Here is a 26,172-nt window from a genome sequence, read left to right as displayed (position 1 = left end):
GGGCCGGAAGGACCGGAGGCGTCTCACACCGACGGCTGCCCCTTGACCAGCGCGGCAGCGCAGCCCGCAAGGCGGCATCTTGTCCCCGCTGCCGGCGAACGTCGCCCTGTCGGTGCTCGATGAGCACCTGCACGGGCTGTGGGAGCCGGGCGAGGCGATGGCCACCGAAGGCAAAAGCGCCTACCTGCGCCGCAAGGGTCGTTCGACGTGGCGGGTCGTCCGCTGCGCGGACGACTTCGTTGTCCTGGCGCACGGCACCGGGGCCGACACCGCGGCATTGCGTTCTGAACCCGAAGCGTTGATCGCGCCTGCGTCGAACCCAGCGGGGTGCCCGGCCGTGCCGGCGCAGCCGGGTGTTCGACAGCACCGCGCCTCCCCATCCACTGGCGCGGCCCCGCACCTCGGCCAGTACCCCTGGTCGCCGACCCCCACCCCGAGGCAAGAGAAAGGAGCATGCTGCGATGCGTGCCTGGCAGCTTGAAGGGGAGGGGTGAGTTGGCATCCGGTGTACTGCGACAGGACGGCCAGGACGTCGCCGATCGCGTCTGCGGAGGGGCGGTCGCCCCGCATCCAGGGGTAGTCGGTCTTGCGGTGCGGCGGGACCGAGCCGCGCCGGGCCCGGTACTGGTTGACCGGGGCGATCCGCTGTTCGGGGCCCAGCCGAGTCTGGGCAGCTCCTCGCGCAATCGGTTCAGTTCTGGCTCACGGTCCACCGGGATCCCCCGCTGTGGTACGGCTCCTGATCGGGCGTTGGCCCTGTAGCTCGTGGAATCAGTGGGGTTGGCCGAACGGCATGCCGAGATGCTGCCCTGCCGGCTCTCGGGCGGCCAGTGCCAACACGTCGCGATCGCGCGCGATCGCGCGCGATCGCCGTCGAATCCCAAGTGCTCGTCCTGGACGAGGCGGTGGCTGCGCTGGACGTACCGATCCGGGCGCCGATCCTCAACCTCCTCGGCGACATTCGCGAGTGGAGTGGCATCAGCCATGTCTTCATCTCCCACGACCTGCTGGCCATCGACCATCAGATCAGCGACGCCGCGATCGTGATGTCCGGCGGCCGGGTGGGGGAACATGGTCCGACAGCGCAGCTTCTGCGCGCGTCGGAATCGGATTACACCAAGGCATTGTCGGCCGCAGTACCCCACCCGGGCTGGAAGCCGCACCGAAACCGCCGCTGAAGCGCGCGCGCTGGGCGGCCCGGCCGTCGTGGTTTGCGCTGATCCATCGGCCGCGTCAACGCGTCGACCGGGCGCCCGGACAGAGGTTCCGTCCGGACGCCCGGTCCGTGGTGATCAGTGGCGCAGGTTGAGACGGTGCACGCCGCCGTCGACGGTGCCGACGTAGAGCGTGCGGCCGTCGGGGCTCGCGGCCAGTTTGGTGGTGTCGGTGTTCTGCAGGCCGCTGGAGATGTTGTGCCAGCTCAGACCGTGGTCGGTGCTGCGCAGTACGCCGCGGCCGCCTTGCAGGAGGCCGCTGGCCCCGGAGCTGGTGGTGGCCGCGTAGAGCGTGTCCTTGACCCGGAGCAGGTCGGAGACATGGATCGCGAGAGCGCCGGTGTCCGCGGTGCGGAAGGTCCGGCCGCCGTCGGTGCTGACGCGGACGCTCTCGCCGCCGACGACGAGACGCCGTCCGTCGAGGTCGATCGCGGTCACCGGGCCGTCGGCGACTTTGCTGACGGTCACCCCGCCGTCGTCAGACCGGTAGAGACCGGCGGCGTTTCCGAGCCACAGGCGCAGCGGATTTGCGGGGTCGCCCGCGATGGTGTCGAAGGAGCGCTCGTGGTAGAGGTTCTTCCACGTCGTGCCGCCGTCACTGGTGGCGAACAGCCCCTGGCCCAGAAGGCTTCGGAAGCTGACCATGACCCGGTTCGGGTCGGCGGGGTGGACCAGGAGCGCCGTCGGCACCTCGGCCGAACTGCCTCTCTTCCCCCAGGTGGCACCGCCGTCGCCGCTGCGCTCGACGGTGAATGGGCCGGACGCGGTGCGCCGCACCTTCCAGATCACCTTCGGATCCTTGGCCGACACGGCAAGTTGCGGGACAGTCACGCCCCTCATGCCCTCGCCGCCCGACTGGCCCCATTCCGGGCTCGCGACGGGAAGGGCGGTGCGGTAGACCGAGCTGTCGGTGGCGGCGAGCAGGTGGCCGCCACTGACAGCGAGATCGTTGACGGTCAGTCCCTGGACGCCGATCCGCCGATATCCGGTGCCGTCCGCGGCACCCCGGTAGAGACCGTCCTGCTCGCTGGAGACGGTGACGGAACCGTCGGCCCAACGGTCGTAGTCCACCGGTAGCGCTGCGCGCGACGGCGCGGCGACGGTGGTCCACGTCCGACCGTGGTCGCGGCTGAGACGGCCGCTGCCGGACAGCGTGCTCAGGTACAGGTCGTCACCCGAGATGGTCAGGCGGAGGCCGCCGTCTGTCATGGACAGCAGGGTGGTCCAGGTCTCCCCGCTGTCACGGGAACCGACAACTCCCCGACCTGGGACATACACCGCCACGACCGAGGAGTCGGCGGCCAGCCCGCCGACGGTTCCGCCAGACGGTTCGAAGAGCAGGCGTGCCTCGCCGGGGTTGCCCGAGCCGATGCCGGAGCGGGCCCAGATACCGTGATACGTCGTCATATAGAGGGTGTCACCGGTGACGGCGGCGGCGGTGATGCCGCCGGTGACGCCGGTCGGATATGTCGTCCAGTGGTCGCCCGCGTCCGTGCTGACCAGCAGCGCGTCCGAGGTGACCGCGACCAGGGTGCGGGTCCGTTCATCGGCGGCGAGCGCCACGATGCGGGTGTCCGGGACGTCGAGCGTGCGCCAGGTCCGCCCGTTGTCATCGGTACGCAGGATGGCGCCCCGGCGACTGCCGTCGTGAACGCTGTTCACGGCGTACCACCAGCGGTCGGGATTCGTCGCGTCCACCACGAGCGGACCCGTGCCGTCCGCGACGGGCAGTCGTCCCAACTGGCGCCAGGAGGCACCGTTGTCGGTGGTCAGCCAGGGAGCCGCCTTCTGGTACTGGGTGAGGACGGCCTGCTTCGGCCGACTCGGCGAGAGGGCGACCGAACCGGCCTCGCTGTTGGGGCCGACCGGCTCCCAGCGGTTCCTGCGGCTGTCGACCGGGGTGACCTCGAAGGCGCTGGTGCCGGTGAGCCGCTGTCCGGTGCCGGCGGTGCCGCGTACCGAGACCCGGTAGGCGCCGGCCACGCTACCGGTCACCTCGGCCCGGTAGTAGCCGCTGGCGGGATCGAGCGTGGAAGTCACGTCGACGGCCCTTCCGCGCGGCGGGGTGACGGTGACGACCGGGGGTGCTGCCAGCCGGGTCGGCGGGGCGATGTGCACGGTCGAGTGACCGTCGCTCGGGTCGGGTGCGGCCTGGACGGCCAGATACCGGACGGCGAGGAGATAGGGCACCCTGATCGCCGGTCCCCGGTCGGGAGTCGCCGTGAGACGGCCGCTGATCTCGGTGTCGGCCGCCGGTCGGGTGACGCTCAGCGAGACCGTGACGGTCGCGGTCCTCCCGGCCGGTACGGTGACCCGCCTCGGCCAGGCCTCGGCCGGACCGTCGGTCCGCAGCGAGGTAGTGACCGGCCGCTTGCCGGGGTTGTGCAGCGTCACCTTCGCGGTGCCGCCGACCTGACGCCCGGACAGGTCGGCGAGTCCGAACGACACCGAGGACGGTGAGGCGCTGACCGTGGCCGAGGCGACCGCGGCCACATCGAGCCGGCCCGAGCCCTGCGTCGTGGGCCCGGTGCCGCTCAGCGGCTTCGCGGTGCCGATCAGCTCGGCCTTGATCTCGGCGGGCGTCCGGCCGGGGTGCAGCTGGCGCAGCAGGGCCGCGGCGCCGGCGACGTGCGGGGCCGCCATCGACGTGCCCGACATGCGGTACTGGCCGGGCCCGTACAGCGACTTGGGCACCGTGGAGCGGATCTCCACACCCGGCGCGACCAGATCGGGCTTCAGACCGAAGCCCTGTGTGGGACCGCGTGAGGAGAACGAGGCGACCCGGTCGGTGGTGTCGGTGCCCCGCAGCGTCACCGAGACCTTCCCGGCGGCGAGCCGGGAGCTCAACTCCGTGTACTGGGTCGAGTCGATGCCCATGACCACCAGGTGGTCCATGCGCAGCGAGTCGCCGGAGGCGTCGACCCGCGCGGGCGATGACGGCACCTGGGCCACTCCCGGCTCAGGGTTCACCTCCGACGGCGTGACCTCTCCCGGTGCTCCGGCGACGAACACCGGGCCGTCGTTGGAAGACAGGCCGGCCAGCACGGCGATCGCACCGCGCTTCTCCGCCTCCTGCGCCCACTCCACGGCGCTCGCCGTCAGGTACCGCGCGTCGGCGGCGACGAGCATCTGCGCCCGTACGATCTTTCCGCGTACGTCGCCGACCCGCTTCCAGTCCTCGGCGGTGCCCTCGCCGACATCGACGAGCGGCGCCGTGACCGGGTCCTCCGGCGGATTCGCGGACAGGATGCCGCGATAACTCTGGATCAACTCCGGTTTCCTACCGGCCAGATAGGCGCTGGGCAGCCGCAGATTGCTCGTCGACGCGCCGACCGAGACCACACCGTCGGCTGTGCCGGGACTGCTGACCGTACCCGCGCCCGGTCCGTCGTTGCCCGCAGCGGCCACCACGACCACACCGGCTCGTACGGCCGCGGTCGCGGCGCGGCCCAGCGGGTCGGTGCCATCGCCGGGGCCGCCGAGGCTCATGTTGATGACATCGGCGCGGTGCGGGTTGGCCGGATCGGAGGCCGCCTCGATTCCGGCGATGATGTCCGACGTGTAGCCGGAGCCGTCGGCGTCCATCACCTTGTAGGCCAGCAGATTCGCGCCGGGCGCCACGCCGGTGACGCCGCCCTTCTCAGCCGCCTTGCCCGCGATGATGCCGGCGACGTGGGTGCCGTGGCCGTTGTCGTCCATCGGGTCATCGTCACCGTTGACGAAGTCGTGCCCGCCGACGACCTTGTGCCCCTTGCCGAGTCCGCCGCCCAGGTCGGGGTGGGTGTAGTCCACGCCACTGTCCAGGATCGCGACGGTGGTCCCCTTGCCGGTGACGCGGTTTCCGGCCTGGTCCTTGCGCTGCCAGACGCCGGGTGCGCCGATCAGCGGCACGCTCACGTCCGTCTTCGTCAGCACCCGGGTGTCGGGGCGGACGGCGCTGACGCCCGGCAGCGAGGACAGCCGCCCCACCTCGGACACGGGCACCGTCATTGCCACGGCATCGATGAGCAGACCCAGTTTGCGGGTTGCCGAAGGGTGCAGCCCGGCGTTCTTCGCCGAGCCGAGGAACGTCTCCTGCCGCGCGTCGAGCGCGCGGCGGGCGGCGCCGACGCCGCGGGCGGCCTCGGCGGACAGCAGCGATCCGCCGGGCGCGGCGGTGACCGCTGGGTTCCCGGACAGTTCGACGAGCACTCGTTGCGACGGGTCGGGCGTGGACGCGGTGGCGGCACCCGGTGTCGCCGCCAACGTGCCGGCGAGAACCACGGCGGCGAGGGCGGCATGACGCGATCTTCGAGACTTCATTGCCATGCGTAAAGGTCCTAGTGGCAAGGGCACTTGCCGCACAACGGATCTTCGTGGCCCATTGCTGCCCCTGGCACAATTGGGCCACCATCCGTTCATGACTCCCGAGACACCGCGACTCACGGCGGCAGGCATCGATCCGTTCGACGAGAGCGTCTACCGCGCCGTCCTGACCCGGCGGACGGCGGCGCCTGCCGAACTCACCGCGGATCTCGACTGTTCGGCCGAGCGCGTCGCCAGGGCGCTGGACCGGCTCCGCGACCACGGGCTGGTCGGCCGGCTCGCCGGCTCCCGCCGCCGGTACGCCGCGATCGAGCCGGGCGCCGCCGTCGAGGCGCTGGTGCGGGCCAGAAGCAATGAGCTGGAGCGGGTCCGTTCGGCGGCCGACGAGCTGTCCCGGCTGTTCGCCGCCGCGCGCACCGGGGCGACCTATGAGGACGAGGTGGAGATCACCACCGGCAGCGAGGCGCTCGGCCGCTGGTTCGTCCGCCTTCAGCAGGAGGCCCACGAGGACGTGATGACCCTGGACCGGCCGCCGTACGCCCTGACCACCTCCAACCCGGTGGAGGCGACGGCGCTCGGCCGCGGCGTACGGTACCGCGCGGTCTACGCCCCCGAGGCCCTGGAATGGCCGGGCGTCCTCGACGACATCCGCGAGCTGGTCCGGCATGGCGAACAGGCCCGCGTCCTGCCCGGCCTGGGCATCAAACTCGCCATCGCCGACCGCAAGCTCGCCCTGATGCCGCTCTCCCTCGACCTCAACGACGTCCGCGCCGCGGTGATCCGCCCGTCCACCCTGCTCGATGCCCTCACCGGCTACTGGGAAATGTGCTGGAAGCAGGCCCTGCCTCTCAACGCCCCCGCCGAGGACCCCCTCGGCGAGGAGGACCGACTCGTCCTCACCCTCCTGGTCAGCGGCCTCAAGGACGAGGCGATAGCCCGCCAGCTCGGCTGGTCCGTCCGCACCATGCGCCGCCGCATCAGCCGCCTGCACGACCTCCTCGGCGCGGCCAACCGCTTCCAGGCCGGAGTGATCGCGGCCCGCCGCGGCTGGTTGTGAGACAGCACGCCGACAGCAGGTGGGGCGGCCATGGGTGGATGTGGTCCCGGCGCGCGTTCCATGCCTGCACAATTCGGCTCGTGACTGATGAAGACCCGTACCTATGGCTGGAAGACATCGAGGGCGGGGCCGCGCTCGACGAGCGGGTGGCCGAGTGGAACGCCGATCACTGAATCGGCGGCAGCGGTGGTGTTCTGCCGATGCGGTGGGGTCCTGGTGGGGGAGCGGCACGAGGGCGCCCTGAGTATGTGGGCGGCGTCGGCACCGGGTGGAGCGACACGGAACGCATCACGCTCGCAGGCCTGCTCCAGGTTGCCGCGATCGACGAATGCCCGTGCGGCGAGGCACCCGGGGCGGCCGGCGCACACTGGGTACTGCCGCGCCTGGTCGGCGAAGTCCGCTACGCATCCCGGACCCGGGCAGGCGGGCTGTGCCACCCTTCCTGGCGCCGCCTGCGTCCCGGATTCGTCCCGGGCGACGTCCCCTGACCGTTCGGACCTACTCCCGCACCAGCCCCGTCTGCGGACTGCGGATTTGACGACTTGTCAGCTCGTTCGGGGAACTGGCGGGCATACTCGCCCGGGTCCGAACGTGGCGTACCACTGCCGGATGGTCTCGTGGGAGACGACCACGCCCCGGGCGAGCATGAGTTCCTCCACCTCGCGGAAGCCGAGCGGGAAGCGGTGGCAGAGCCGGATGCAGTGAGCCATGCTCTCCGCCGGGAACCGGAACCCCATGTACGACGGCGGCGACATGTCCACGAACAGGTCCCTCCCGACGATCACCAACCACAAGATCATCTCATCCGCGGACAGGCCACCCGCAGACAGGCCACCGACCAAGTTGACAGTGCCTGTTCAGGCGTTGCCCAAGTCCGGCTCGATGTGGGCCACTTCGTGCACACGGGACTTGCCGATGTCCTGTCGTGACCACGATCCGACCGGCGGCGATGTGTGCGATCGCATGTGTCTGGTGGCCCGGCGAGCTCTGCGATCCGGCGTCGAAATGGCGCCGGTGACGGCTTCCGGCGGGCATCGGTGCAGCGACTGCCGGTCGTTTCCCATTACACGAATATTCAACTGGCTGTCCCTGCCTGCGTTGTGCGCCGTCCCTTAGTTTCCTGTTGGTTTTGAAAGAAGGGACTATGGACGCACTCCTCGCAGTCCGGGCTCGTGGGATCACCAAGTGTTTCGGCGACGTCGTCGCACTCGACGGCATCGATCTCGATGTGGCGCAGGGGCAGATCCACGGCTTGGTCGGACCGAACGGCGCCGGCAAGACGACCTTGCTCGGCCTCCTGCTGGGCCTGGCCGCCGCCGACAGCGGCCGCCTCGACATCCTGGGTACGCCGGTCGGGCGGTCGCTCGCCGCTCCCGACAGTGTCGCCGGCTTTGTGGACGGGCCCGGTCTCTACCCCTCGCTCACCGCCAGGCAGAACCTTGCCGCGCTGGCCGCTCTCCGCGGCCGCGACACGCGGACAACGGGGATAGACGACGTGCTCGACGAGGTTGGGCTCGCCGATGTCGCCGACGACCGGGCCCGTGGCTTCTCCCTCGGCATGCGTCAGCGGCTCGGGCTCGCCGCCGCCCTGCTCACCAAGCCCCGGCTGCTCGTGCTCGACGAACCTTCCAACGGTCTCGACCCGGCCGGGAAAAGACACGTCCATGGTGTCCTCACCCGGCTCGCGGCGGACGGAACCGGCGTCATGCTCTCGAGCCACCGCATGGACGACCTTGAGGCACTGTGCTCCGAGGTCACCATCCTCGCCACCGGACGGGTCGTCTTCTCCGGTCCGCTGAGCGAGCTGGCCGCCGAGAACCGTGAACTCGACTACCGGCTGCTCACCTCCGACCCGCAGGCCGCCCGCGGGCTGGCTGTCGATATGGCCGGGATCGGCGTCGTCGACGACGCCGGGGCATGGCACGGCGCCGAGGTGCTCGTCGTGCGCGCGCTGGTGCCTGCCCTCGACGAACTGGTGGTGCGGCTCGTGCGGGCGGGCATAGCGGTGCGCGAGCTCGCCCCCGTGGTGTCGCCGCTAGAGGCCGCGTTCCTCGCCCTCACCGAGCTGCAGGAGGCCGGCCGATGACCGCGCCCCTTACTGACGACACCGTTGCTGTTGCCGGGGTCCATCCCGTCTCGGTGGCGCGCGGCTACCGCTTCGAACTGGTCAAACTGGTCTCGCAATGGCGCATCCGTCTGCTGGTTCTCGTCTGCTGGATCGTGCCGGCGCTCTTCGTCACCGCGGTGAGCCGACAGAGCTCGCTCCCCTCCGACACCCTCTTCGGTCGCTGGATGCACGCCACGGGATGGGCCGGATCGCTGGTGGTGCTCGGCTTCGCGGGCACCTGGGCGCTCCCGTTGCTGACCTCGCTGGTCGCCGGCGACGTGTTCGCCTCCGAGGACCGGCTCGGCACCTGGCGCCACCTGCTGGTGGCGGTCCGGTCGCCTCGGCGGATCTTCGTTGCGAAGGCACTGGCCAGTCTTACCGTCATCCTGCTGCTCGTGGCGGGGATGGCGTGTTCCAGCGCGGCCGGCGGGATCGTGGCGGTCGGCAACCAGCCGCTGGTCGGACTCGACGGCCACTTGTTGACGCCTTCGGAGGCCGCCGGTGAGGTCCTCCTCGCCTGGGTGTGCGTGCTCGCCCCGACGGTGGCCCTCGCCGCGATCGGACTGCTCGGGTCGGTCGCACTGGGGCGGTCCCCGATGGGGCTGCTGCTGCCCGCGCTTGTCGCGCTCGTGATGCAGCTCGCCCAGATGCTGCCGCTGCCCGTGGCCGTACGCCTCGCCATGCCCGGCTACGCCTTCATCGCCTGGAACGGTCTGTTCACCAGCCCGGCACAGGCTGAGCCGCTCCTGATCGGCATCGCGGTCAGTCTGGTGTGGGCCGTGATCGCGACAGCGCTGGCGTACCGCCTTTTCCTGCGGCGTGACTTCACCGACCTGACCTACGACGGCATCGGGCGCCGTGCAATCACCACCGGGCTCCTGCCGCTGGTCGGACTGGGCGCCTTCACGGTCGCGGTCGTCGCCGTGGCGACGCCGTCAATGGGTTCCGGAATCGAGCAGGACAAGGTCCAGCGGTCGGTCGCCACGGCATTCGCCCACCTCTACCGCATCCAGACCAAGCAGCTCAACCGCCCCGACGTCACCGAGGCGCAGCTGCGGGTCACGGCGGCGTGCAACAAGGGCGACGGCCGGGTCGCCGCCCATGGGCCGGGCAACGACTGGCGTTGCGTCGTCACCTGGCGTCTCCCCGGTGTCGAGGCCGCGGGGACGGCCATTTACCAGCTCGACGCCACATCTGACGGGCGGTTCGTGGCCGATGGCGACGGACCGAAGGAAGTGAACGGCTACTTCCTGGTGCGGGTCCCGACCGGGGACACACCGAACCCACTCTGGCAGTTCGACGGCAATGTCGAACTGCTCTCCACCACCCCGAAGGGATAACTCCATGCAGGTAACACGCCGCCGCCGGCGTGTCGAGAAGGAGCACTTCGTCTTTCTCGGTAGGAGCATCGGCCGCCGAACCACGCTGGTAACGGCATGCATTACCGCTGTCGCCCTGGCCGTCACCGGTACCGCCTTTGCCCAGACGCACCAGTTCGGCACCGAGCAGGTCGGCCAGACCACCGATCAGGGCCAGGTCATCTCCAGCGACCAGTACATCGCACCGTATGGTGACCGCCTCGTCATCAACAACGGCAAGATCATGTCGTCCTCGGTCAGTCCGGACGGCACCCATCTCGCGGCCTCGGTCACCGACGGTGGGACGGCGCTGTCCATCGTGGACCTGAAGAGCTGGAAGGTGCAGCAGCTCGTCGGCAGCTCCGCGTCGTCGACCCCGCGCATCAGCAGCAACAGCGTGGGCCAGGAGGGCCCCACGTACTCGCCCGACGGTTCCCAGCTGTGGCTGGGCCAGACCGACGGCTACACCAAGTTCACCGTGAACGAGGACGGCAGCGTCGCCAACCCGACGTCCGTCAAAATCCCGGTGGACGGGGCCAAGCACGCGCTGGTCGGCGAGGCGGTGTTCTCGTCCGACGGTTCCACCGTGTACTCCGCGGTCAACGGCCAGAACCGGGTGGTCGCCATCGACGCGGCGACCGGGGCCATCAAGCAGAGCTGGTCCGTGGGCAACGCCCCGCGTGACATGACCGTGGTCGGCTCCAAGCTGTACGTCAGCAACGAGGGCGGGCGTCCGGCGAAGGCCGGCGACACCACGATCAACTCGTACGGCACCCAGGTGCCGGCCGACCCGAAGACCGCTGCCACCACCACCGGCACGGTCAGCGTCATCGATCTGGCGACCCCGTCCGTCGTCGTCTCGACCATCGAAGTCGGTCTGCACCCGACGGCCCTGTACGCCAAGAACGGGGCGCTGTTCGTCACCAACACCGCCACGAACGACGTGTCGGTCATCGACACCCGCCGCGACAAGGTCGTGCAGACCATCTCCACCCAGCCGTGGCCGGAGGCGTCGGTGGGCTACGAGCCCGACGCGGTGACGCTCACCGACGACGGTCACCTGCTGGTGACGCTCGGCCGCGCCAACGCGGTCGCCGTCTACCGGTACACGACCGCGCAGGAGCCGGTCAGCTACGTCGGTCTGCTGCCGACGGACTACTTCCCCGCAGAGATCGCCACCGTCGGCAAGCAGGTCGTCATCTCCAACACCCGTGGTATCGACGCCCGTCGCCCCACCGGCAGCGCCGGGCACGGCACCCACGACACGACGTCGAGCGTGCAGCGGTTCACCCTGCCGCACGACAGCGTCGTCAGGTCCGAGACGCCCAAGGTCTTCCGGCAGAACGGCTGGACCGGCAACTCGCTCAAGCCGGCCAAGGGCAAGAAGGCGAAGGCGGTGGCCGTCCCGAACCGGATCGGCGACCCCTCCACGATCAAGCACGTCTTCCTGATCGTTAAGGAGAACCGGACCTACGACCAGGTCTTCGGTGACGTTCCGGAGGGCAACGGCGACCCGTCGCTCGCGGAGTTCGGCGAGAACGTGACGCCGAACCAGCATGCGCTGGCGAAGCAGTTCGGCCTGTACGACAACTCGTACGACATCGGTACGAACTCCGCCGAGGGCCACAACTGGCTCATGCAGGCCGACAACCCGGAGTACACCGAGTCCTCGGCCGGTGAGTACGCGCGCAGTTACGACACCGAGGACGACGCGCTCGGCCACCAGCGCACCGGTTTCATCTGGACCGGCGCGCAGGCGGCCGGCAAGTCCGTACGGGACTTCGGCGAGTTCCAGCAGTTCCTGACCAAGCCGTCGGACGCGAGCTGGCAGAACCTGTACTGCGACAGCAAGAACATGGCGGCGACCGGCCAGGACACCGCCTACACCCTGAACTCGTCGTCGCCGATCCCGTCGCTCAACGACGTGTCGGTGCACGGCTTCCCGAAGTTCGACACCAGCGTTCCGGACCTCTACCGGGCCGAGATCTGGAAGCGTGACTTCGAGAAGAACGGGCCGGCGAACCTGAACATGTTCTGGCTCTCCAGCGACCACACCGGCGGTCCGGCGAACGCGGCCGCCCAGGTCGCGGACAACGACCTCGCCACCGGCAAGATCGTCGACGAGATCTCGCACAGCACGTACTGGAAGGACTCCGCGATCTTCATCGTCGAGGACGACTCCCAGGCCGGCCTCGACCACGTCGACGGCCACCGTGCCCCGATCCAGATCATCAGCCCCTGGGCCCAGCACGGCACCGTGGACAGCCACTACTACTCGCAGATCACGATGATCCGCACCATCGAGCAGATCCTCGGGGTCCACCCGATGAACCAGAAGGACAGCGCGGCCACCCCGATGCGTGCGGCCTTCACCAACAAGCCGGACTACACGCCGTTCAAGGCGCTGCCCAACCGGACATCGCTGACCGACGGTCTGAAGACCGCGCCTTCCTGTGGCCTGGATACCCCGGCGCCGCAGAACCCGAGCGCGGCGCCCGTGCCGTCGGCGAAGGTGCCGGCGGCCAAGCAGGCGCTCGCGGCGAAGTGGGACACCTGGAGGTCGAAGCAGCGGCTGACCGGGCCGAACGCCAAGCCCGACTACGCGAACCCCGCGCAGATGAACCACTTCACGTGGTACCAGATGCACGAGTGGTCGAAGCCGTACCCCGGCGAGGACAAGATCTTCGCGCCGGAGGACGTGCCGGGCGCCTACATCCCGTCGGCGGAGTCCGACGGCTGACATAGCCTGATCGCGTCAAGGGGCCCCTGGCCGGCTTCACCGCCGGCCGGGGGCCCCTTCCGGCCTCTGTGCGGCAGATACAGGCTGTGGACCGTCGATGTCCCGTTCACGCAGGTGGGCCGTCATCCTCCCTGGCTCGCATCCCACATCCGCAACCGCCCCCCCGTCGGCGGTCTGCACCAGGTTGGCGAACAGCGTCAGGACCGCGCGTTCGCAGGGCGTTTCATCCGAGAGGTTGCGCGTCCGATCCGCATAGCTGATGGCGACGGTGTCATAGGACGTCCGGGCGTCTGCCGACCGGACCTCAGCGTTCATACCCGCAGACGGTCGTGCAATGACCAAGGCATGCCCACCGACTACGGCGGCCACGGCCATTGGCTGCGTAGGTGAGACCGGAGACCGTTTGTCGGTGGGTTCCGAGCGTGGTCGATGACCTGGCGCCCTGAAGATGTCGGTGAGCGTCCACGACTCCCACGTCGGTACCCAGATCGCCGAGCGCCACCCCGCCACCAAGGACTGGGCAGACAACGGCCACAAACCGAAGCCCGTCGGCTGCAGTTTGCCCGCCGCTCCCGCCCGTCGCGTACGAGGGGCAGGTGCGGCCGAACCGGTGGGAAGCGCGGAGACCGGGCCGCCGGCAGCGGACGCGTGACGGGATCCATGAGGTTGTCAGGTTCCAGACATGCCGGTTTCGGACAGTGAACGACCGTTCTTGATCCGGGAGGTGGGCTTACAGACTGGGCGTCGCCCTTGGATGCCCTACCGGGCACCCTCGAAAGGAGACCTCGTGAAGAAGATTCTGTCTGCGGCAGCGAGCCTGGCGATCGCCGGGACCTGCGGCCTTGGCATGGCGCTTCCCGCGCACGCCGCTGACGCGACCGGTGTCACGACTGCGGCGAGCCGGTCGCTGCAGTCCTCCATCGACACCTCCTCCATGGACCCGCAGCACCAGGCCATCGTCGACCGGATCCTGGCCAAGCTGCCCGCCGACTGGGAGGCACGCCTCGACGCGGCCAAGGCCAAGTACGGTCTGCAGGGCGATGAGTGGCAGCAGATCCGCGACAGCGCGATCAACCCCGGCGACTACCAGTGCCAGACGACCGACCTGTCGACGTACGCCAACTCCCTCCTCGATGGCGCCCAGGACCCGTGGACCATCTTCATTCTTTCGCTCTTCGGTGGCTTCGACATGCCCACCTACGACGCGCTGATCTACGGCAAGGAGTCGTCGTCGAACACGTTCGGCGCCAAGGGTGAGTACACCCGGCAGCTCAACTCCGAGATGAAGAACCTCAAGCGCTTCTGGGATATCGACTCGGCGCGCATCGAGCTGATCCCCATGCACGGCGCGGACGTCTTCACCAGCCCGGACCGGCTCGCCCGCACGCTCTCCGTGCTGTACGGCGGCACGCCCGAGGAGAACCTCGACCTGGCCGACATGTTCATCGAGATGGTCGACTCGGAGCCGGTCCTCCAAGGCGGCGCCAACCCGATCTTCACCTTCAACGCCTTCGCCTACAGCGAGAAGGACGACCCGGAGCCGCTCGGCGTCACGGACCGGATCATCATGGGTGACGGCATCCTGCAGGGCATGAACGCGGTGAACCTGGGTGACGTCGCGCCGCGCGGCATCCTGGGCCACGAGTTCGGTCACCACGTCCAGTACCAGAAGAACCTCTTCGAGAGCGACCTGACCGGCCCGGAGGCCACCCGCCGCACCGAGCTCATGGCGGACGCGTTCGGCACGTACTACCTGACCCACTCACGCGGCGAGTCGCTGAACGCCGCCCGCGTCCTCAAGTCCGAGAAGTCGTTCTACCAGGTCGGCGACTGCAGCTTCACCAGCTCCGGCCACCACGGCACGCCCAACCAGCGGCTCAACTCGGCGACCTGGGCGGCGGGCGTGGTCAACGAGGCGCCGAACCAGGGCCACATCCTGCCCGCCCTCGCGTTCGACAAGCTCTTCGAGGCCAAGCTGCCCGACCTGGTCAAGCCGGACAGCAAGTAACGGTCACCACCACACCGCGGGGCGATGAACGCCTGAGCGGCTGAGGACCCGCGCGGGGCGGGCCGGATCACGCAGCGGCCCGCCCCGCGCGCCCACGCTTCCATGCCACGAGCCCGACGGCGGCCCGGGGTCACAGCCAGCCGCGGCGGCTGGCCTGGACGCCGAGCTGGAACCGGGTCTTGGCGCCGAGCATCTCCTGGAGGCGGGCGATGCGCCGGGCGACGGTGCGCTCGCTCACCCCGAACTCACGGGCGATCGACTCGTCGGTCAGCCCGGCGCTGAGGTAGCTCAGGAGCTGCCGCCCCTCGGCGGTCGCCTCGCTCTTGACGGCCTCACCGGCCGGCGGGAGCGGAACGGCGATCCGCCAGTACGACTCGAAGACGCCGATCAGCCCGTCCAGGAGCCCCGACGGCTGCACGACGACACTGTGGTGTCCCGTACGGTTCGGGGCGGCGACGGACACCACGGCGAAACGGTCGTCGCAGACCAGCACGTTCAGCGCGACATCGGGGAAGACCCGGGCCTGTTCTCCCCGGACGACGCACTCGTGCGCCACTTCCAGCGCCTTGGGGTCCTGCAGGATGTTGGCGCTGTACACCACCCGGTAGGCGATCCCGCGGTCCAGCGCGTCCAGCGTGCCAGGGCCTACCTCCGGCACCCGGTCGCTTCCGCCCACCGGCCCTATCGACAGCGCGCGCACCTGGGACACGGCCCCGTTGTGCACCCGCGACTGGACCTCCCCGCGCCGCTCGGAGGTGTCGACGACCTCGACGTAGCTCGCTCCGGCGGTGTGGTCGAGCCAGTACTGCGACAGGGCCGTGGCGCTCTCGTAGGCGATCCGGGCCTGGCGCGCGCGCCGCTCGGCAACCGCCTCCAGTACCGCGCGGGGCGGCTGGGCGGTCAGCCTGCCGTCCGTACGGGACACCAGGCCGATGTCGCTGAGCTCGGCGACGGCGTCCTTGAGGCCGTCGAGCGGCGACCCGACCAGCGCCGGCCGGTCGGTGAGATCGGTCAGGGTCTGCGGACCACGTTCCACGAGCGCGAGGTAGGCGGCCTCCGCTGTCGCGGAGAGACCGAGAGCCTGCAACGGGCGCAGTGTGCGCATGTCCCCCCAACCCGGCGCCGCCGCACGGCACCACCCACCGACCCCATTTCTACGGTGGCTGTCATTCCGCCAAAGATCGTCAGCCTAACACCGGCATGATCACGCGGACCGGGAGCGGACGGAGTGACGAGCGGCGCTGGTGGAAGCGCCGCCGGAGATGTCGGCGGAGACGTCGGCGGAAGCGCCGACAGTCGGTCCGCGCCCGCCGCGATCGTGGGCGCCCGACCACCCCGCCGACCCACCCGGCGCCGCCAACGCAGTCCAGACGTCGTTGCTGTGCGGCTTCGGCCAGGTGTGCCGAGTTGTCAGCCCGCATCGGTTTTCCTCGCCGTCTCGTCGCGCCTGGCTGTGGCGCGGTTCGGCGCCGCGCTCACCGGAGTGCGGGCGTCGTCGGTACGGCCGCCATGCCCGCGCTCGGCACCCTGCTTCGGCGCGCCTGGCTCGCGATTCTCGTCGCCGTCCGGGCGATCGTGGTCCTGTACGTTGTGACGTCCTTGCCTCTGCTTGCCGACGGCCTGTCACAGTGGCTGCTGCGGGTCACTCCGGCCGCCGGCTTCGCCGCCCAGCAGCCCCTCATCGAATATCCGCAGGTCGTCGCCCACTACGCGCCCTCCGCCGCCACCGCGTGGCGAGCCTCCGCCTTCCGGACACGATGGATGACTTCGGCGGGTCCGCTCGACTGCAGGACGGTCATGACCCCTGGCCAGTCGGCGAGCCGGAACCGGTCCACGAAGCGGCCGGCTCCATTGCTGAGCAGGACAGCGCCGGTCAGTTCGGAGATCGGACAGCTTCCGGTGATCGCTTCGTCCGCCGCCCGCGGATCGTCCTTGGCCACCCAGAAGCCACCGGGCCGGTTCCGGCGGGAGCGCAGGCTTCGGAGGACTCGGCGGTACTCGTCGCTACCTTCCGCGGCGGCCTGGAGCGCGGCTCGGTACGACCGGCTGATGAGCACCTCCCGGGGATCGGAGACGACGAGCGGCGGACCGTCCGCCCTGTCGAGCACGACGACCGAGTCACCGAGCACCAGGTACTCGATGAGGCCGTCGGAGAGGCGCAGAACGGCTACGGCCGCCGACGGGCTGATGGGGTCGGTGACGTCGCACGTGTCCCGGTGATCGTCCGTCACCTGCTCGATGGCCTCGGCGAGCAGCGCCGGAAGACTGTGGTCCCGCACGAGTGACAAGAGGCCGAGAAGGCTGCCTCCCAGGCGACTGGCGTACCAGGCCACACCGTGCCGACAGATCGATTCGGTGCCGGAGATGCCGGCGCCGTCGATCAGCACCGCCGCCGTCGGCAGGGCGCCGGTGAAGTCCTCGTTCGTGCGGCCGGTCCGCGCCGCGGCGCTCGTCATCGTCACCCGCAAGTTCTGCTCCCGTCCTCCCGCCGATCAAGGCGCCGACTCGACAAGCGCCGACGCGCTCGGGGCGCACACCCGCGCTCCAGCCATCGCGTCGTCACCGCGACCGCCTCGGCCTCGTGCTCGCGGGTGTGGAAACCGTGAGCGGCACCGGAGACGGCGTGGAACTCCCAGTCCGGAATCGTCTCGGCGGTCCGTCGAGCGATGTCGAAGGAGACATGGCTGTCACGGTCTCCGTGCAGCACCATCGCCGGCGGACTGTCGGTGGCGTAGGCCTCGATCGGCCGGTACCGGGCCATCTCGGCGAACAGTTCCCGGCCCAGCGGGAAGGCGCCGTTCAGGAGCAGACAGCCGTTCTCCGCCATTTCCGCCATCGCCGCGGGGCCGAAGTTTGCCAGGCCCCACGGCAGCTCGGGCTCCAGGAACGTCCGCCGCAGATCGAGCACGGGGTTCCACAGCACCAGTCCCACCAGCCGCTTCCCGAGCCAGGGCATGGACAGCCCCGTCGCCACGGCGCCGAAGCTGGCCGCCACCACAGCCAGCGGGCCGGGGAACTCCTTCGCGGCGTACTCGGTGACCGCCTGCAGATCGAGCATTTCCCCGGCGATCGTCATGCCCTCGGGGGTCCCGCCACTGGTCCCGTGTCCGCGGAAGCTGAACCGGACGGCGGTCATGCCGTGCGTGGACAGGTGGTCGGCGAGCCGGACGAACACCCCGCCCTCGTCCAGGTCGGCGGAGACGCCGTGGACGAGGAGCACCGTGCCGTGAGCCCCGGCACCCGGAGCGGAGCGGTGCACGGCAGCCGCCAGCTCGATGCCGTCCAACGACGTCACACGCACGACATCCATCAGTCAATTCCTTGTACCGAGGTCTGGTCATCGGGATGACGGTCAGGGGACCCAGCGGTAGAGCAGCACCTTGTTGAAGAGATCGTCCTCGACGTTGACCAGGTACTCCCCGGTGGAGCGCCGGACCGCGGAGATGCCGTACGGGATGTCGACCCACCCGGTCCGTTCGACTCCGCCGACGTTGCTGCCCGGGAGCCAGCTGCCGACGGCGCTCCCGTCACTGGCCCTCCAGACCCAGACCTGGCCGCGGGTCTGGACACCGACCGTGAAGATGTAGTCGCCCGCCCATGCGAGGCCCACCGTGGTCACGCCCGGTGTCGCGGTGGTGTCCCAGGGCAGGAGCATCGTCCACGTCGCTGTTCGATTGCCGGTGCTCCAGCGGTCGTAGCGCGCCAGGACCTTGCCGGCCTCTTTCCAGTAGGCGTTCTCGAACGGCGCCGTGGGCGTGTAGCCGGACATGTACATGACGTCGCTGGCAACGTCGTAGTGCAGGCGGCGGACCGTGGTGAACGGTGCGGGCAGCGGGACCGTCACCATGCTCGCGTAGTCGTAGACCGGGTTGCCCTGGGCGTCGAAGCCCTGCAGGGGGTAGCGGCGCAGGTTGCGGTCCCCGCCCTCCCAGACGTCGCCATTGGTGTCGACGAACCAGACCCAGCAGTTGCCCGGGGAGTTCTGGCCGGTGCCCGGCTGGAGGTATTCGCCGGCCTCGAACGCCCCGTTCCCGCTCAGGTCGCGCCAGATCCATTCGCCCTGTGCCGGCTGGTACGGCGGCCACGTGGGGTCGTCGCCGGTCCAGTGCTGTTTGAAGAACGCGCCGGACGGCTTGGCGATCTCGCCCTCGAAACGGTAGATGAGCAGGTGCGAGGAGTACATGCCGGTGACGTACATGTACAGCGAGCCGTTCTTGCGCACCAGCATCGGAGAAGCGGCGTGGTGCTGGTGACCGGTCAGGAACAGGCGTGCGTCCTGGGGGTACTTGACGGAGTCGAGGGAGTAGCCGCGCCAGGCCACATCGCGCCCCGGTGGCTTCGTGACGTCGAGACGGTAATGGCACTGCTTGGTGTAGACGTCCAGCCCGTCGGACTGCGGGTCGAAATCGGCGGCGTCGACGAAGGCGCTCCCCTGGAGCTGCCAGACCAGGTTTCCCAGGGAGTCGAACTTACGGATCCACGACCCGAACTCGCACAGGCAGACGTAGACGTTGCCCGCGGAGTCACCGCCGACGCCGGTGATGCCGAAGAACTTGTCGGCGATGTTGCGGCCCGGCGTTCCGGCCCCGATACCGCCGGCGAGGCCCAGGCTTCGCGCCAGCACCGGCGTCCCGGACAGGTTGCCGTACGTGTGCACCTGACGGAGCGGGCCGTTGTCGCCGACCAGCAGGTCGCCGTGCACGTCGATGGCCAGCGAGGTCGGGATCCAGTCGCCCGCGGGCCCGCTGATGGTGCCCGGCAACGCGGTCCCGGTGTTGGAGAAGTGCAGGATCCGCGCCGGATGCGCGGAATCGACGTGCCAGAAGTGTCCGTCGTTCGTGTCCCGTGTGATGTTCTCGACGACCCAGATACTGCCGTCGGCGTCGATCGCGACCGCGCCCGGCTTGTTGACGCTCCAACCCCGCAGGAGCGATCCGGTGGCAGCGTCGAAGACCTTCACCTGGTTGGACACCCGGTCGGTGGCCACCACCTGTGTCGCCGAAGCGGCTGCCGCGGCCGGCGGGCTGCCGACGTTGAACGTCAAGGATGTGCCGGTGCCGTTCAGGGTGAAGCGCGTCAGGCCGTTGCCGACGGTGAGGTAGGCGTAGGCCCGGTTGACCGCCACCGCGTCGCCGTTGGCACCTCTGCAGTTCCCGATGAGGTGGCCGTCCTTGTAGATGCCGGCATAGTTGCCGGCCTCGTCCCAGAAGCTGACGGTGTAGACCGTGCCGTCGGGGGTGACGGCGATGTTGAAGACGAAGTCCTGCACCCACTCGGTGGCCCCGGAGAACGTGTTCCCGGTCCAGGAGGTGACGACATCGGACGTGCTGATGGACGGGGAGGCGCCGGGCGCCGATGCGGCAAGGGTTCCTGACGTAGCGTCAGGTGCTGCGGTCGCGGTGGTGGCGCTCCCCACGGAGAACGCGCCGGTCAGTCCCGCCGTGATCGCGGCGTTCCTGCCGTAGGCCAGTGCCTGGCGACGGGTCACCGCGCCTTTGCCGGGTGAGGGGAGGTTACGTTCCGGCGTCCTGTCGCTCATGATCAGGATCCTTCGCTCGGTGAGCATCTTCCGGTCGGCTGGACGTCAAGTGACCGGTCACTTGACGTCGTTGAAGATAGAGACGCTCAAGCGGTGCGTCAATCCACGTGAGTTGACTTCCACCGGACGACGAGGAGTCCTATGATCCGGTGTGCTCAAGTGAACGGTCATTGGTGAGGGGTCCCTGAGTGTCCGATCGGCCGACTCTGCGCACCGTCGCGGCCAAGGCGGGCGTCTCGCACCAGACGGTCTCCCGGGTGGTGAACGGCGATCCCACGGTCACCGACGGCGTTCGGGACAAGGTGCTCTCCGCCATGCGTGTGCTCGACTACCGCCCGAGCGCGGGCGCGCGTGCCCTTGCGAGCGGGCGCACCGAGGTCGTCGGCGTCGTCCTTCCGTACAACCCCGGCTTCGCGTTCTCCAACGACCACCTCATCCGCCTGGTCGGGGGAGCGGACCAGGAACTCGCCGCCCGCGGCTACGGCTTGCTGTTGTCCACCCCCGAGGTGCCCGACGACGCGGCCTCGGCCCACCGGCGCTTCACCCGGCGCCGTCAGGTCGACGGGCTGCTCGTGGAGGCCGGGGCCGGCGGGGAGGCGCTGCCCGCGCTGCGGTCGGCCGGTTATCCCACCGTCGTCATCGGCTACACCGACGAAGACGTGTACTGCGTCCACCCCGACGACGAGGGCGGCGCCTATGCCGTCACCCAGCACCTGCTGGCCCTGGGACACCGCAGGATCGGCGTCGTCAACGGCCCGGTCGAGAACCGGCTCGCCATGGCCGCCCGGCTGCGGGGCGTGTGTCGCGCCTTCGCCGACGCCCGCCGTACGCCCCCCGACGACCTGATGGAACACGGCGACTTCACCGCCGCGTCCGGCTACGCCGCGGCCGGACGGCTGATGGCGCGACCCGAGCCGCCCACCGCGATCTTCGCCTTCAACGACAGCATGGCGTTCGGCGCGATGCGCTGGCTGCGCGAGCACGGACGAGCTCTGCCGGCCGACGTGTCCGTGGCGGGCTTCGACGACACCACGGCCGCGGAACTCGTCGACCCCGCGCTGACCAGCGTCAGCCTGCACAGTACCGACGTGGGCCGGCGGGCCGCGCGGATCCTGCTCGACGTCCTGGACGGACGGCCCCCGGCACAACGCGAGAACGTCACGCCCAGCACCCTCGAAGTCCGCGCGTCCACGGCGCCGCCCCCCAGAGAGAACTGATCCGAATGCAGGGAAAGGACAGCCGAACCGATGGAGCACACGCAGCGCTTCCGCACCGCGAACGCATACGTCGAGGACGTGTCACCCGGCAACGGCCGGGCACGGCCCCGTGCGTCGTTCCGCTCCGACGCACCGGTGATCGAGCTGGACGGTTCATGGAGCTTCCGGCCGGCCGCCGGGCTGAACGACCTGACCTTGGGATTCGAGGACCCCGCGTTCGACGCGGGGTCCTGGACCCGCATCGCGGTGCCCTCGTGCTGGCAGATGGACGGCCTGCCGGGGCCCACCCGTTTCGGCGCTCCCGCCTACACGAACATCACGTACCCGATCCCGGTCGATCCGCCCCGGGTGCCCGACGACAACCCGACGGGGGAGTACCGCCGGGAGTTCGAGGCCGAAGAGGGCTTCGCCGACGGGGGAGCGGCGGTCCTCAGGTTCGAGGGTGTGGACTCGTGCTTCGCGGTCTGGCTGAACGGGATGCGGCTGGGCGACGGCAAGGGCAGTCGGCTGCCGACCGAGTTCGACGTCACGGACGTGCTGCGCCCCGGACGCAATGTACTGGCGGTCCGGGTGCACCAGTGGTCCGCCGGGACCTACCTGGAAGACCAGGACATGTGGTGGTTGTCGGGGATCTTCCGCTCGGTGCGGCTGCTGGCCCGGCCCGCCGGTGGCATCGCCGACTTCTTCGTCCACTCCGACTACGACCACCACACGGGCCGGGGCACGCTGCGCATCGACGTCGAGGGCGCGGCCCGGCTCACCGTCCCGGAACTCGGGCTCGTCGACGCCGACCCGGCCGGACCGCACGCCGTGGCCGGCGTCACGCCCTGGAGCGATGAACAACCACACCTCTACCCGGGTGAGTTGGCGACGGCGACGGAACGGGTGCCGATCCGGATCGGCTTCCGGCGGGTCGCGGTCGAGGACGGGGTGCTGACCGCCAACGGCAAGCCCTTGCTGTTCCGCGGCGTCAACCGGCACGAATGGCATCCGGTCACCGGGCGGACGCTGACGCACGAGACGATGCTCGCCGACGTGCTGCTGATGAAGCGGCATCACATCAACGCCGTCAGAACGAGCCATTACCCGCCGGACGCGGCTTTTCTCGACCTCTGCGACGAGTACGGGCTCTGGGTGATCGATGAGTGCGACCTGGAGACACACGGCTTCTCGAAGAACGCCTGGCGGGGCAACCCCGGTGCCGACCCCGTCTGGCGGGCGGCGCTGCTCGACCGGGCCGAGCGGGTGGTGGAACGGGACAAGAACCATCCCAGCGTCGTGATCTGGTCGCTGGGCAACGAGTCGGGCACCGGCGCGAACCTGGAGGCCATGGCCGCATGGATCCGTGAACGGGACCCGGACCGCCTCATCCATTACGAGGGCGACTGGGACAACTGCGTGTGCACCGACCTCTATTCGGTGATGTACCCGGACCACTCCACGGTGGCGGCGATCGCGTGCGGGCAGGAACCGCTGACCGGCGACCCCGCGAACGACGCGCGGCGGCGCGCCATGCCGTTGCTCCTGTGCGAGTACGGGCACGCCATGGGCAACGGGCCGGGCGGACTGCGGGAGTACCAGGAGCTGTTCGAGGCACATCCGCGACTGGCCGGAGGCTTCGTCTGGGAGTGGATCGACCACGGCATCGCACGGCGGGACGACGGCGGAACCCTGTATCACGCCTACGGCGGGGACTTCGGGGAGCCCGTCCACGACGGCAACTTCGTCATCGACGGGCTGCTGTTCCCGGACCGCACCCCGTCGCCCGGCCTGCTGGAGTACGCGAAAGTCATCGAACCGGTCAGGATCGAGGCCGCGCCGGGCCGGGGCATCGTGATCCGCAACCTCCACCACACACGTGACACCGGCTATCTCAGGTGGACCTGGCGCCTGGAGGCGGACGGTGCCCCCGTGGCCGAGGGCGAGTGGGACGTACCGGTGATCGGGCCCGGTGAGCAGGGCCGTGCCGATCCACCGGACGCCCTGGCCAAGGCCGCCGACACGGCCGGGCGAGGAGAACTCTGGCTGACCGTGAGCGCCGGACTCGCCGCGAACGAACCCTGGGCCGGTGTGGGCCACCCGGTCGCCTGGACCCAGATCGGTCCGGGCGCCGACAGCGCGTCGCGGGACGTTCCGCCGGAGGTGCCACCGGTGCGCGAAGGCGGCGGCCGGGTCGCGCGTGACGGTGACGTGATCACGCTGGGCGCCGGCCGGTTCGACGCGGTCACCGGAGCCCTGATCCGCCTCGGTGAGCTGCCGGTGCGCGGGCCCCGGGTCGATGTGTGGCGGGCACCGATCGACAACGACCGGTTCTCACCCCTGGGCGCGGCATGGCAGCAGGCCGGACTGGACCGCCTCCGGCACAAGGTCCTGGACGTCGGGACGGACGACGACGGGATCACCGTCCGGACCAGGATCTCCCCGGCGGGCTCGGACCTCGCCCTGCTCGTCGACTACCACTGGAGGTCCGAGGACGGGAACCGGCTTGCGCTGACCGTCGACACCACACCGACGCGGCCGTGGCCCGTCCCGCTGCCCAGGCTCGGCGTGGCGATGACCCTGCCGGGCGAGTTCGACCAGGTCACCTGGTTCGGTCTCGGGCCCGGCGAGGCCTACCGGGACAGCGAATCCGCGGTGCGGGTCGGACGGTACGAGAGCTCCGTCGAAGCCATGCAGACCCCGTACGTGCGCCCGCAGGAGAACGGCAACCGGAGACACCTCCGGTGGGCCCGGCTCACCCGCTCCCGTCCGGGCGGGTCCGGCGTCGGCGGCATCGAGATCACCGGCAGCCCGATGTTCGACCTGACCGTGAAACCCTGGTCCACACAGGCGTTGCAGAGCGCGGCCCACACCGCCGCTCTGGAGCCCGACGGTCTTGTCCACCTCAACATCGACCTCGAACACCACGGCCTCGGCAGCGGCTCGTGCGGACCGTCCGTCCAGCCACGGCATCATCTGGCCGCGGTTCCGGCCCGATTCACGTTCGGGATCCGGCCCATCGAAGGAGAGGCCGGCGATGCCGTAGGGTGATCCGCGGGACCTCGGCGGCTGTGCGGTTGCCCAGCGAGACAACGTTGGCGCCCTCACAGGGCCATGTCGCCGAGAGGAGCGTTCCGTCCATGAGTACGGGTGCGAGCACGACGGGGCCGAGGCGCCCGACGATGGTCGATGTCGCGCGCGAGGCAGGCGTCAGTCTCAAGACCGTCTCGCGCGTGGTGAACGGCGTGTCCACCGTCGACCCGGAGCTGGCCGAGCGTGTGCTGAGCGCGGTGACCCGGATGGGGTTCCGGCGCAACAACAAGGCCCGGGACCTGCGTTCGCGAAGTGCGTCGGCGACGGTCGGCCTGCTCATCGAGGATCTGGCGAACCCCTTCTACGCGGGCATCGCCGCCGCTGCGGCGCAGTGCGCCCTGGAGCACGACACGCTGCTGATCACGGCCAGTTCGGAGGAGGACGCCGACCGCGAGCGCAAGCTCCTGTTGCAGATGTGCGAGCACCGGGTCGACGGACTGCTGGTCGTGCCCGCCGGCAGCACCGCCGACCACGTCTACCTGCGCGCGGAAATAGAGATGGGCACACCGGCCGTCTTCCTCGACCGTCCGCCGACCAACCTGCGCGCCGACACCGTGCTCATCGACAACGCGGCGGGCGCGCGGGCCGCGATCGAGCACCTGGTGGCCCGTGGTCATGAGCGGATCGGCGTGCTGTCGGACTGGCTGAGCATCCACCCCATGGCCGAGCGGCTGTCGTCCGCCGAGAGCGCGTTGGAGGCGGCCGGGCTGCCGTACCGGCCCGACCTGATCCGGTACGGCCTGCACACGCTGCGCGACACCGAGGCCGCGGTCGAACGGATGCTCTCGGCGCCGCAGCCGCCGACCGCGCTCTTCGCTCTCAACAACCGGATCACCCTCGGCGCCCTCGGCGCGTTGAACCGGCTGGGGCAGGACCTGGACGTGGTGGGTTTCGACGACTTCGAGACCGCCGGACTGATGGCGCGCCCGTTGACCGTGGTCTCCTACGACGTGCGCGCCATCGGCAGGATCGGCGCCGAACTGCTGTTCAAGCGCATCGCCGGGGACAAGTCACGCCCCAAGACCGTCGTGATCCCCACGACCCTGGTCGAGCGCCGCACGTCCGGCGCCGAGGCGGAGGGCCTGAGGTGACCGGCGCCGCCACACCTCGCGGCCGGGGGCGGCACTGATCTCCAGCACCGGGGCGACGTCGGCCGGCTGCGGGCCCAGCCCGCAGGCACGCACCTCATATCCGCGTGTGCGGCTGATGCTCCGGATATGACATATGTGGCGTGCGTGGCAATATGGCGTATGTGGCATTTGGTGCTGGCGGGAACTTCTTGCTGAACCCTCGGCCGGGAGGGTTTCAGACAGGCGAGAGGAGTGCATCATGATCGCCAAGCTGCTCGGCAAGCTGTCCTTCACCCGCCACTACGGTGCGTACGGAGCCCACCAATGGGATGCGTACGCCGGCGACGACTGGGGCTGACAGCACTGTCGGGGGGCGCCCGCGGGCGCCCGCCGACCCCCGGCCGCGCTGCCGACGACCTCGTCCAGGGCAGGTTCAATAGTCACGGTCGATGGGATTGGCCGACTGAATCAGCCACCGAGGGTGG

The 26,172-nt window shown here is 69.9% G+C and carries 16 protein-coding genes and 1 pseudogene; 11 read left to right on the top strand and 6 right to left on the bottom strand.

The window, feature by feature from the left end; translation table 11 throughout:
* The first annotated feature begins 79 nt into the window (after nt 1–79).
* Nucleotides 80–481 carry a hypothetical protein gene (locus ACZ68L_RS17595; protein ID WP_469577711.1) on the top strand — a complete coding sequence of 134 codons (402 nt, stop codon included), beginning with the start codon at nt 80–82 and terminating at the stop codon, nt 479–481.
* Between the two features lie 403 nt (nt 482–884).
* A complete protein-coding gene (locus ACZ68L_RS17590; protein ID WP_469577710.1) occupies nt 885–1,178 on the top strand; it encodes an ABC transporter ATP-binding protein in 294 nt (97 codons plus the stop codon).
* 114 nt (nt 1,179–1,292) lie between these two features.
* On the opposite strand, the gene ACZ68L_RS17585 is transcribed toward ACZ68L_RS17590, so the two are convergent.
* Nucleotides 1,293–5,522 carry a S8 family serine peptidase gene (locus ACZ68L_RS17585; protein WP_469577708.1) on the bottom strand — a complete coding sequence of 1,410 codons (4,230 nt, stop codon included), beginning with the start codon at nt 5,520–5,522 and terminating at the stop codon, nt 1,293–1,295.
* A 91-nt stretch (nt 5,523–5,613) separates the two neighbouring features.
* Between ACZ68L_RS17585 and ACZ68L_RS17580 the strand changes: the two genes are divergently transcribed.
* Together ACZ68L_RS17580 and ACZ68L_RS17575 are read left to right on the top strand one after the other, a co-directional pair.
* A complete protein-coding gene (locus ACZ68L_RS17580; RefSeq protein ID WP_469577706.1) occupies nt 5,614–6,576 on the top strand; it encodes a helix-turn-helix domain-containing protein in 963 nt (320 codons plus the stop codon).
* A 200-nt stretch (nt 6,577–6,776) separates the two neighbouring features.
* Nucleotides 6,777–7,064, top strand: coding sequence for an ATP dependent DNA ligase (locus ACZ68L_RS17575; RefSeq protein ID WP_469577705.1), 288 nt, complete (start codon nt 6,777–6,779; stop codon nt 7,062–7,064).
* 96 nt (nt 7,065–7,160) lie between these two features.
* Here ACZ68L_RS17575 and ACZ68L_RS17570 read toward each other — a convergent pair.
* Nucleotides 7,161–7,331: pseudogene (locus ACZ68L_RS17570) on the bottom strand (IS6 family transposase); the annotation flags it as partial.
* A 389-nt stretch (nt 7,332–7,720) separates the two neighbouring features.
* On the opposite strand from ACZ68L_RS17570, the gene ACZ68L_RS17565 reads away from it, so the two are divergent.
* From ACZ68L_RS17565 to ACZ68L_RS17550, 4 genes are all read left to right on the top strand, one after another.
* Complete coding sequence (locus ACZ68L_RS17565) at nt 7,721–8,662, top strand: ABC transporter ATP-binding protein (protein WP_469577704.1); 942 nt, start codon at nt 7,721–7,723, stop codon at nt 8,660–8,662.
* Nucleotides 8,659–10,023: an ABC transporter permease gene (locus tag ACZ68L_RS17560; protein ID WP_469577703.1), complete on the top strand. Its 1,365-nt coding sequence runs from the start codon at nt 8,659–8,661 to the stop codon at nt 10,021–10,023. The genes ACZ68L_RS17565 and ACZ68L_RS17560 overlap by 4 nt, the downstream gene beginning before the upstream one ends.
* 4 nt (nt 10,024–10,027) lie before the next feature.
* A complete protein-coding gene (locus ACZ68L_RS17555; RefSeq protein WP_469577702.1) occupies nt 10,028–12,781 on the top strand; it encodes an alkaline phosphatase family protein in 2,754 nt (917 codons plus the stop codon).
* Nucleotides 12,782–13,568: 787 nt separating this feature from the next.
* Nucleotides 13,569–14,789, top strand: a complete 1,221-nt coding sequence (locus ACZ68L_RS17550) for a hypothetical protein (protein ID WP_469577701.1) — start codon at nt 13,569–13,571, stop codon at nt 14,787–14,789.
* A gap of 130 nt (nt 14,790–14,919) precedes the next feature.
* On the opposite strand, the gene ACZ68L_RS17545 is transcribed toward ACZ68L_RS17550, so the two are convergent.
* From ACZ68L_RS17545 to ACZ68L_RS17530, 4 genes are all read right to left on the bottom strand, one after another.
* A complete protein-coding gene (locus ACZ68L_RS17545; protein ID WP_469577700.1) occupies nt 14,920–15,894 on the bottom strand; it encodes a LuxR C-terminal-related transcriptional regulator in 975 nt (324 codons plus the stop codon).
* A gap of 601 nt (nt 15,895–16,495) precedes the next feature.
* Nucleotides 16,496–17,251 (bottom strand): integrase, encoded by a 756-nt coding sequence (locus ACZ68L_RS17540; RefSeq protein ID WP_469577699.1) that lies wholly within the window; start codon nt 17,249–17,251, stop codon nt 16,496–16,498.
* Nucleotides 17,248–18,099, bottom strand: a complete 852-nt coding sequence (locus ACZ68L_RS17535) for an alpha/beta hydrolase (RefSeq protein WP_469577698.1) — start codon at nt 18,097–18,099, stop codon at nt 17,248–17,250. The genes ACZ68L_RS17540 and ACZ68L_RS17535 overlap by 4 nt, the downstream gene beginning before the upstream one ends.
* A gap of 42 nt (nt 18,100–18,141) precedes the next feature.
* Nucleotides 18,142–20,328: an NHL repeat-containing protein gene (locus ACZ68L_RS17530; protein WP_469577697.1), complete on the bottom strand. Its 2,187-nt coding sequence runs from the start codon at nt 20,326–20,328 to the stop codon at nt 18,142–18,144.
* Nucleotides 20,329–20,516: 188 nt separating this feature from the next.
* Here ACZ68L_RS17530 and ACZ68L_RS17525 point away from each other — a divergent pair, with 188 nt between their 5' ends.
* The 3 genes from ACZ68L_RS17525 (at nt 20,517) to ACZ68L_RS17515 (ending at nt 25,708) form a co-directional block, all read left to right on the top strand.
* Entirely contained in the window at nt 20,517–21,545 is a 1,029-nt protein-coding gene (locus tag ACZ68L_RS17525; protein ID WP_469577696.1) for a LacI family DNA-binding transcriptional regulator, read from the top strand.
* Nucleotides 21,546–21,575: 30 nt separating this feature from the next.
* Nucleotides 21,576–24,575 carry a glycoside hydrolase family 2 TIM barrel-domain containing protein gene (locus ACZ68L_RS17520; RefSeq protein WP_469577695.1) on the top strand — a complete coding sequence of 1,000 codons (3,000 nt, stop codon included), beginning with the start codon at nt 21,576–21,578 and terminating at the stop codon, nt 24,573–24,575.
* Nucleotides 24,576–24,664: 89 nt separating this feature from the next.
* On the top strand, nt 24,665–25,708 hold the full coding sequence (locus ACZ68L_RS17515; RefSeq protein ID WP_469577694.1) for a LacI family DNA-binding transcriptional regulator: 1,044 nt from the start codon (nt 24,665–24,667) through the stop codon (nt 25,706–25,708).
* The last annotated feature ends 464 nt before the right edge of the window (nt 25,709–26,172 follow it).

This window comes from Streptomyces sp. NPDC104309 (assembly GCF_055584025.1).
The sequence above is the reverse complement of the archived record's forward strand: the minus strand, read 5'-3'. Positions and strand labels throughout refer to the sequence as shown.

Excerpts from the sequence above, each read along its gene's own strand:
- ACZ68L_RS17585 (WP_469577708.1), bottom strand. The coding sequence starts at position 5,522 with ATGGCAATGAAGTCTCGAAGATCGCGTCATGCCGCCCTCGCCGCCGTG.
- ACZ68L_RS17520 (WP_469577695.1), top strand. The coding sequence starts at position 21,576 with ATGGAGCACACGCAGCGCTTCCGCACCGCGAACGCATACGTCGAGGAC.
- ACZ68L_RS17565 (WP_469577704.1), top strand. The coding sequence starts at position 7,721 with ATGGACGCACTCCTCGCAGTCCGGGCTCGTGGGATCACCAAGTGTTTC.
- ACZ68L_RS17580 (WP_469577706.1), top strand. The coding sequence starts at position 5,614 with ATGACTCCCGAGACACCGCGACTCACGGCGGCAGGCATCGATCCGTTC.
- ACZ68L_RS17530 (WP_469577697.1), bottom strand. The coding sequence starts at position 20,328 with ATGAGCGACAGGACGCCGGAACGTAACCTCCCCTCACCCGGCAAAGGC.
- ACZ68L_RS17535 (WP_469577698.1), bottom strand. The coding sequence starts at position 18,099 with ATGGATGTCGTGCGTGTGACGTCGTTGGACGGCATCGAGCTGGCGGCT.
- ACZ68L_RS17560 (WP_469577703.1), top strand. The coding sequence starts at position 8,659 with ATGACCGCGCCCCTTACTGACGACACCGTTGCTGTTGCCGGGGTCCAT.
- ACZ68L_RS17575 (WP_469577705.1), top strand. The coding sequence starts at position 6,777 with ATGCGGTGGGGTCCTGGTGGGGGAGCGGCACGAGGGCGCCCTGAGTAT.
- ACZ68L_RS17545 (WP_469577700.1), bottom strand. The coding sequence starts at position 15,894 with ATGCGCACACTGCGCCCGTTGCAGGCTCTCGGTCTCTCCGCGACAGCG.
- ACZ68L_RS17515 (WP_469577694.1), top strand. The coding sequence starts at position 24,665 with ATGAGTACGGGTGCGAGCACGACGGGGCCGAGGCGCCCGACGATGGTC.
- ACZ68L_RS17555 (WP_469577702.1), top strand. The coding sequence starts at position 10,028 with ATGCAGGTAACACGCCGCCGCCGGCGTGTCGAGAAGGAGCACTTCGTC.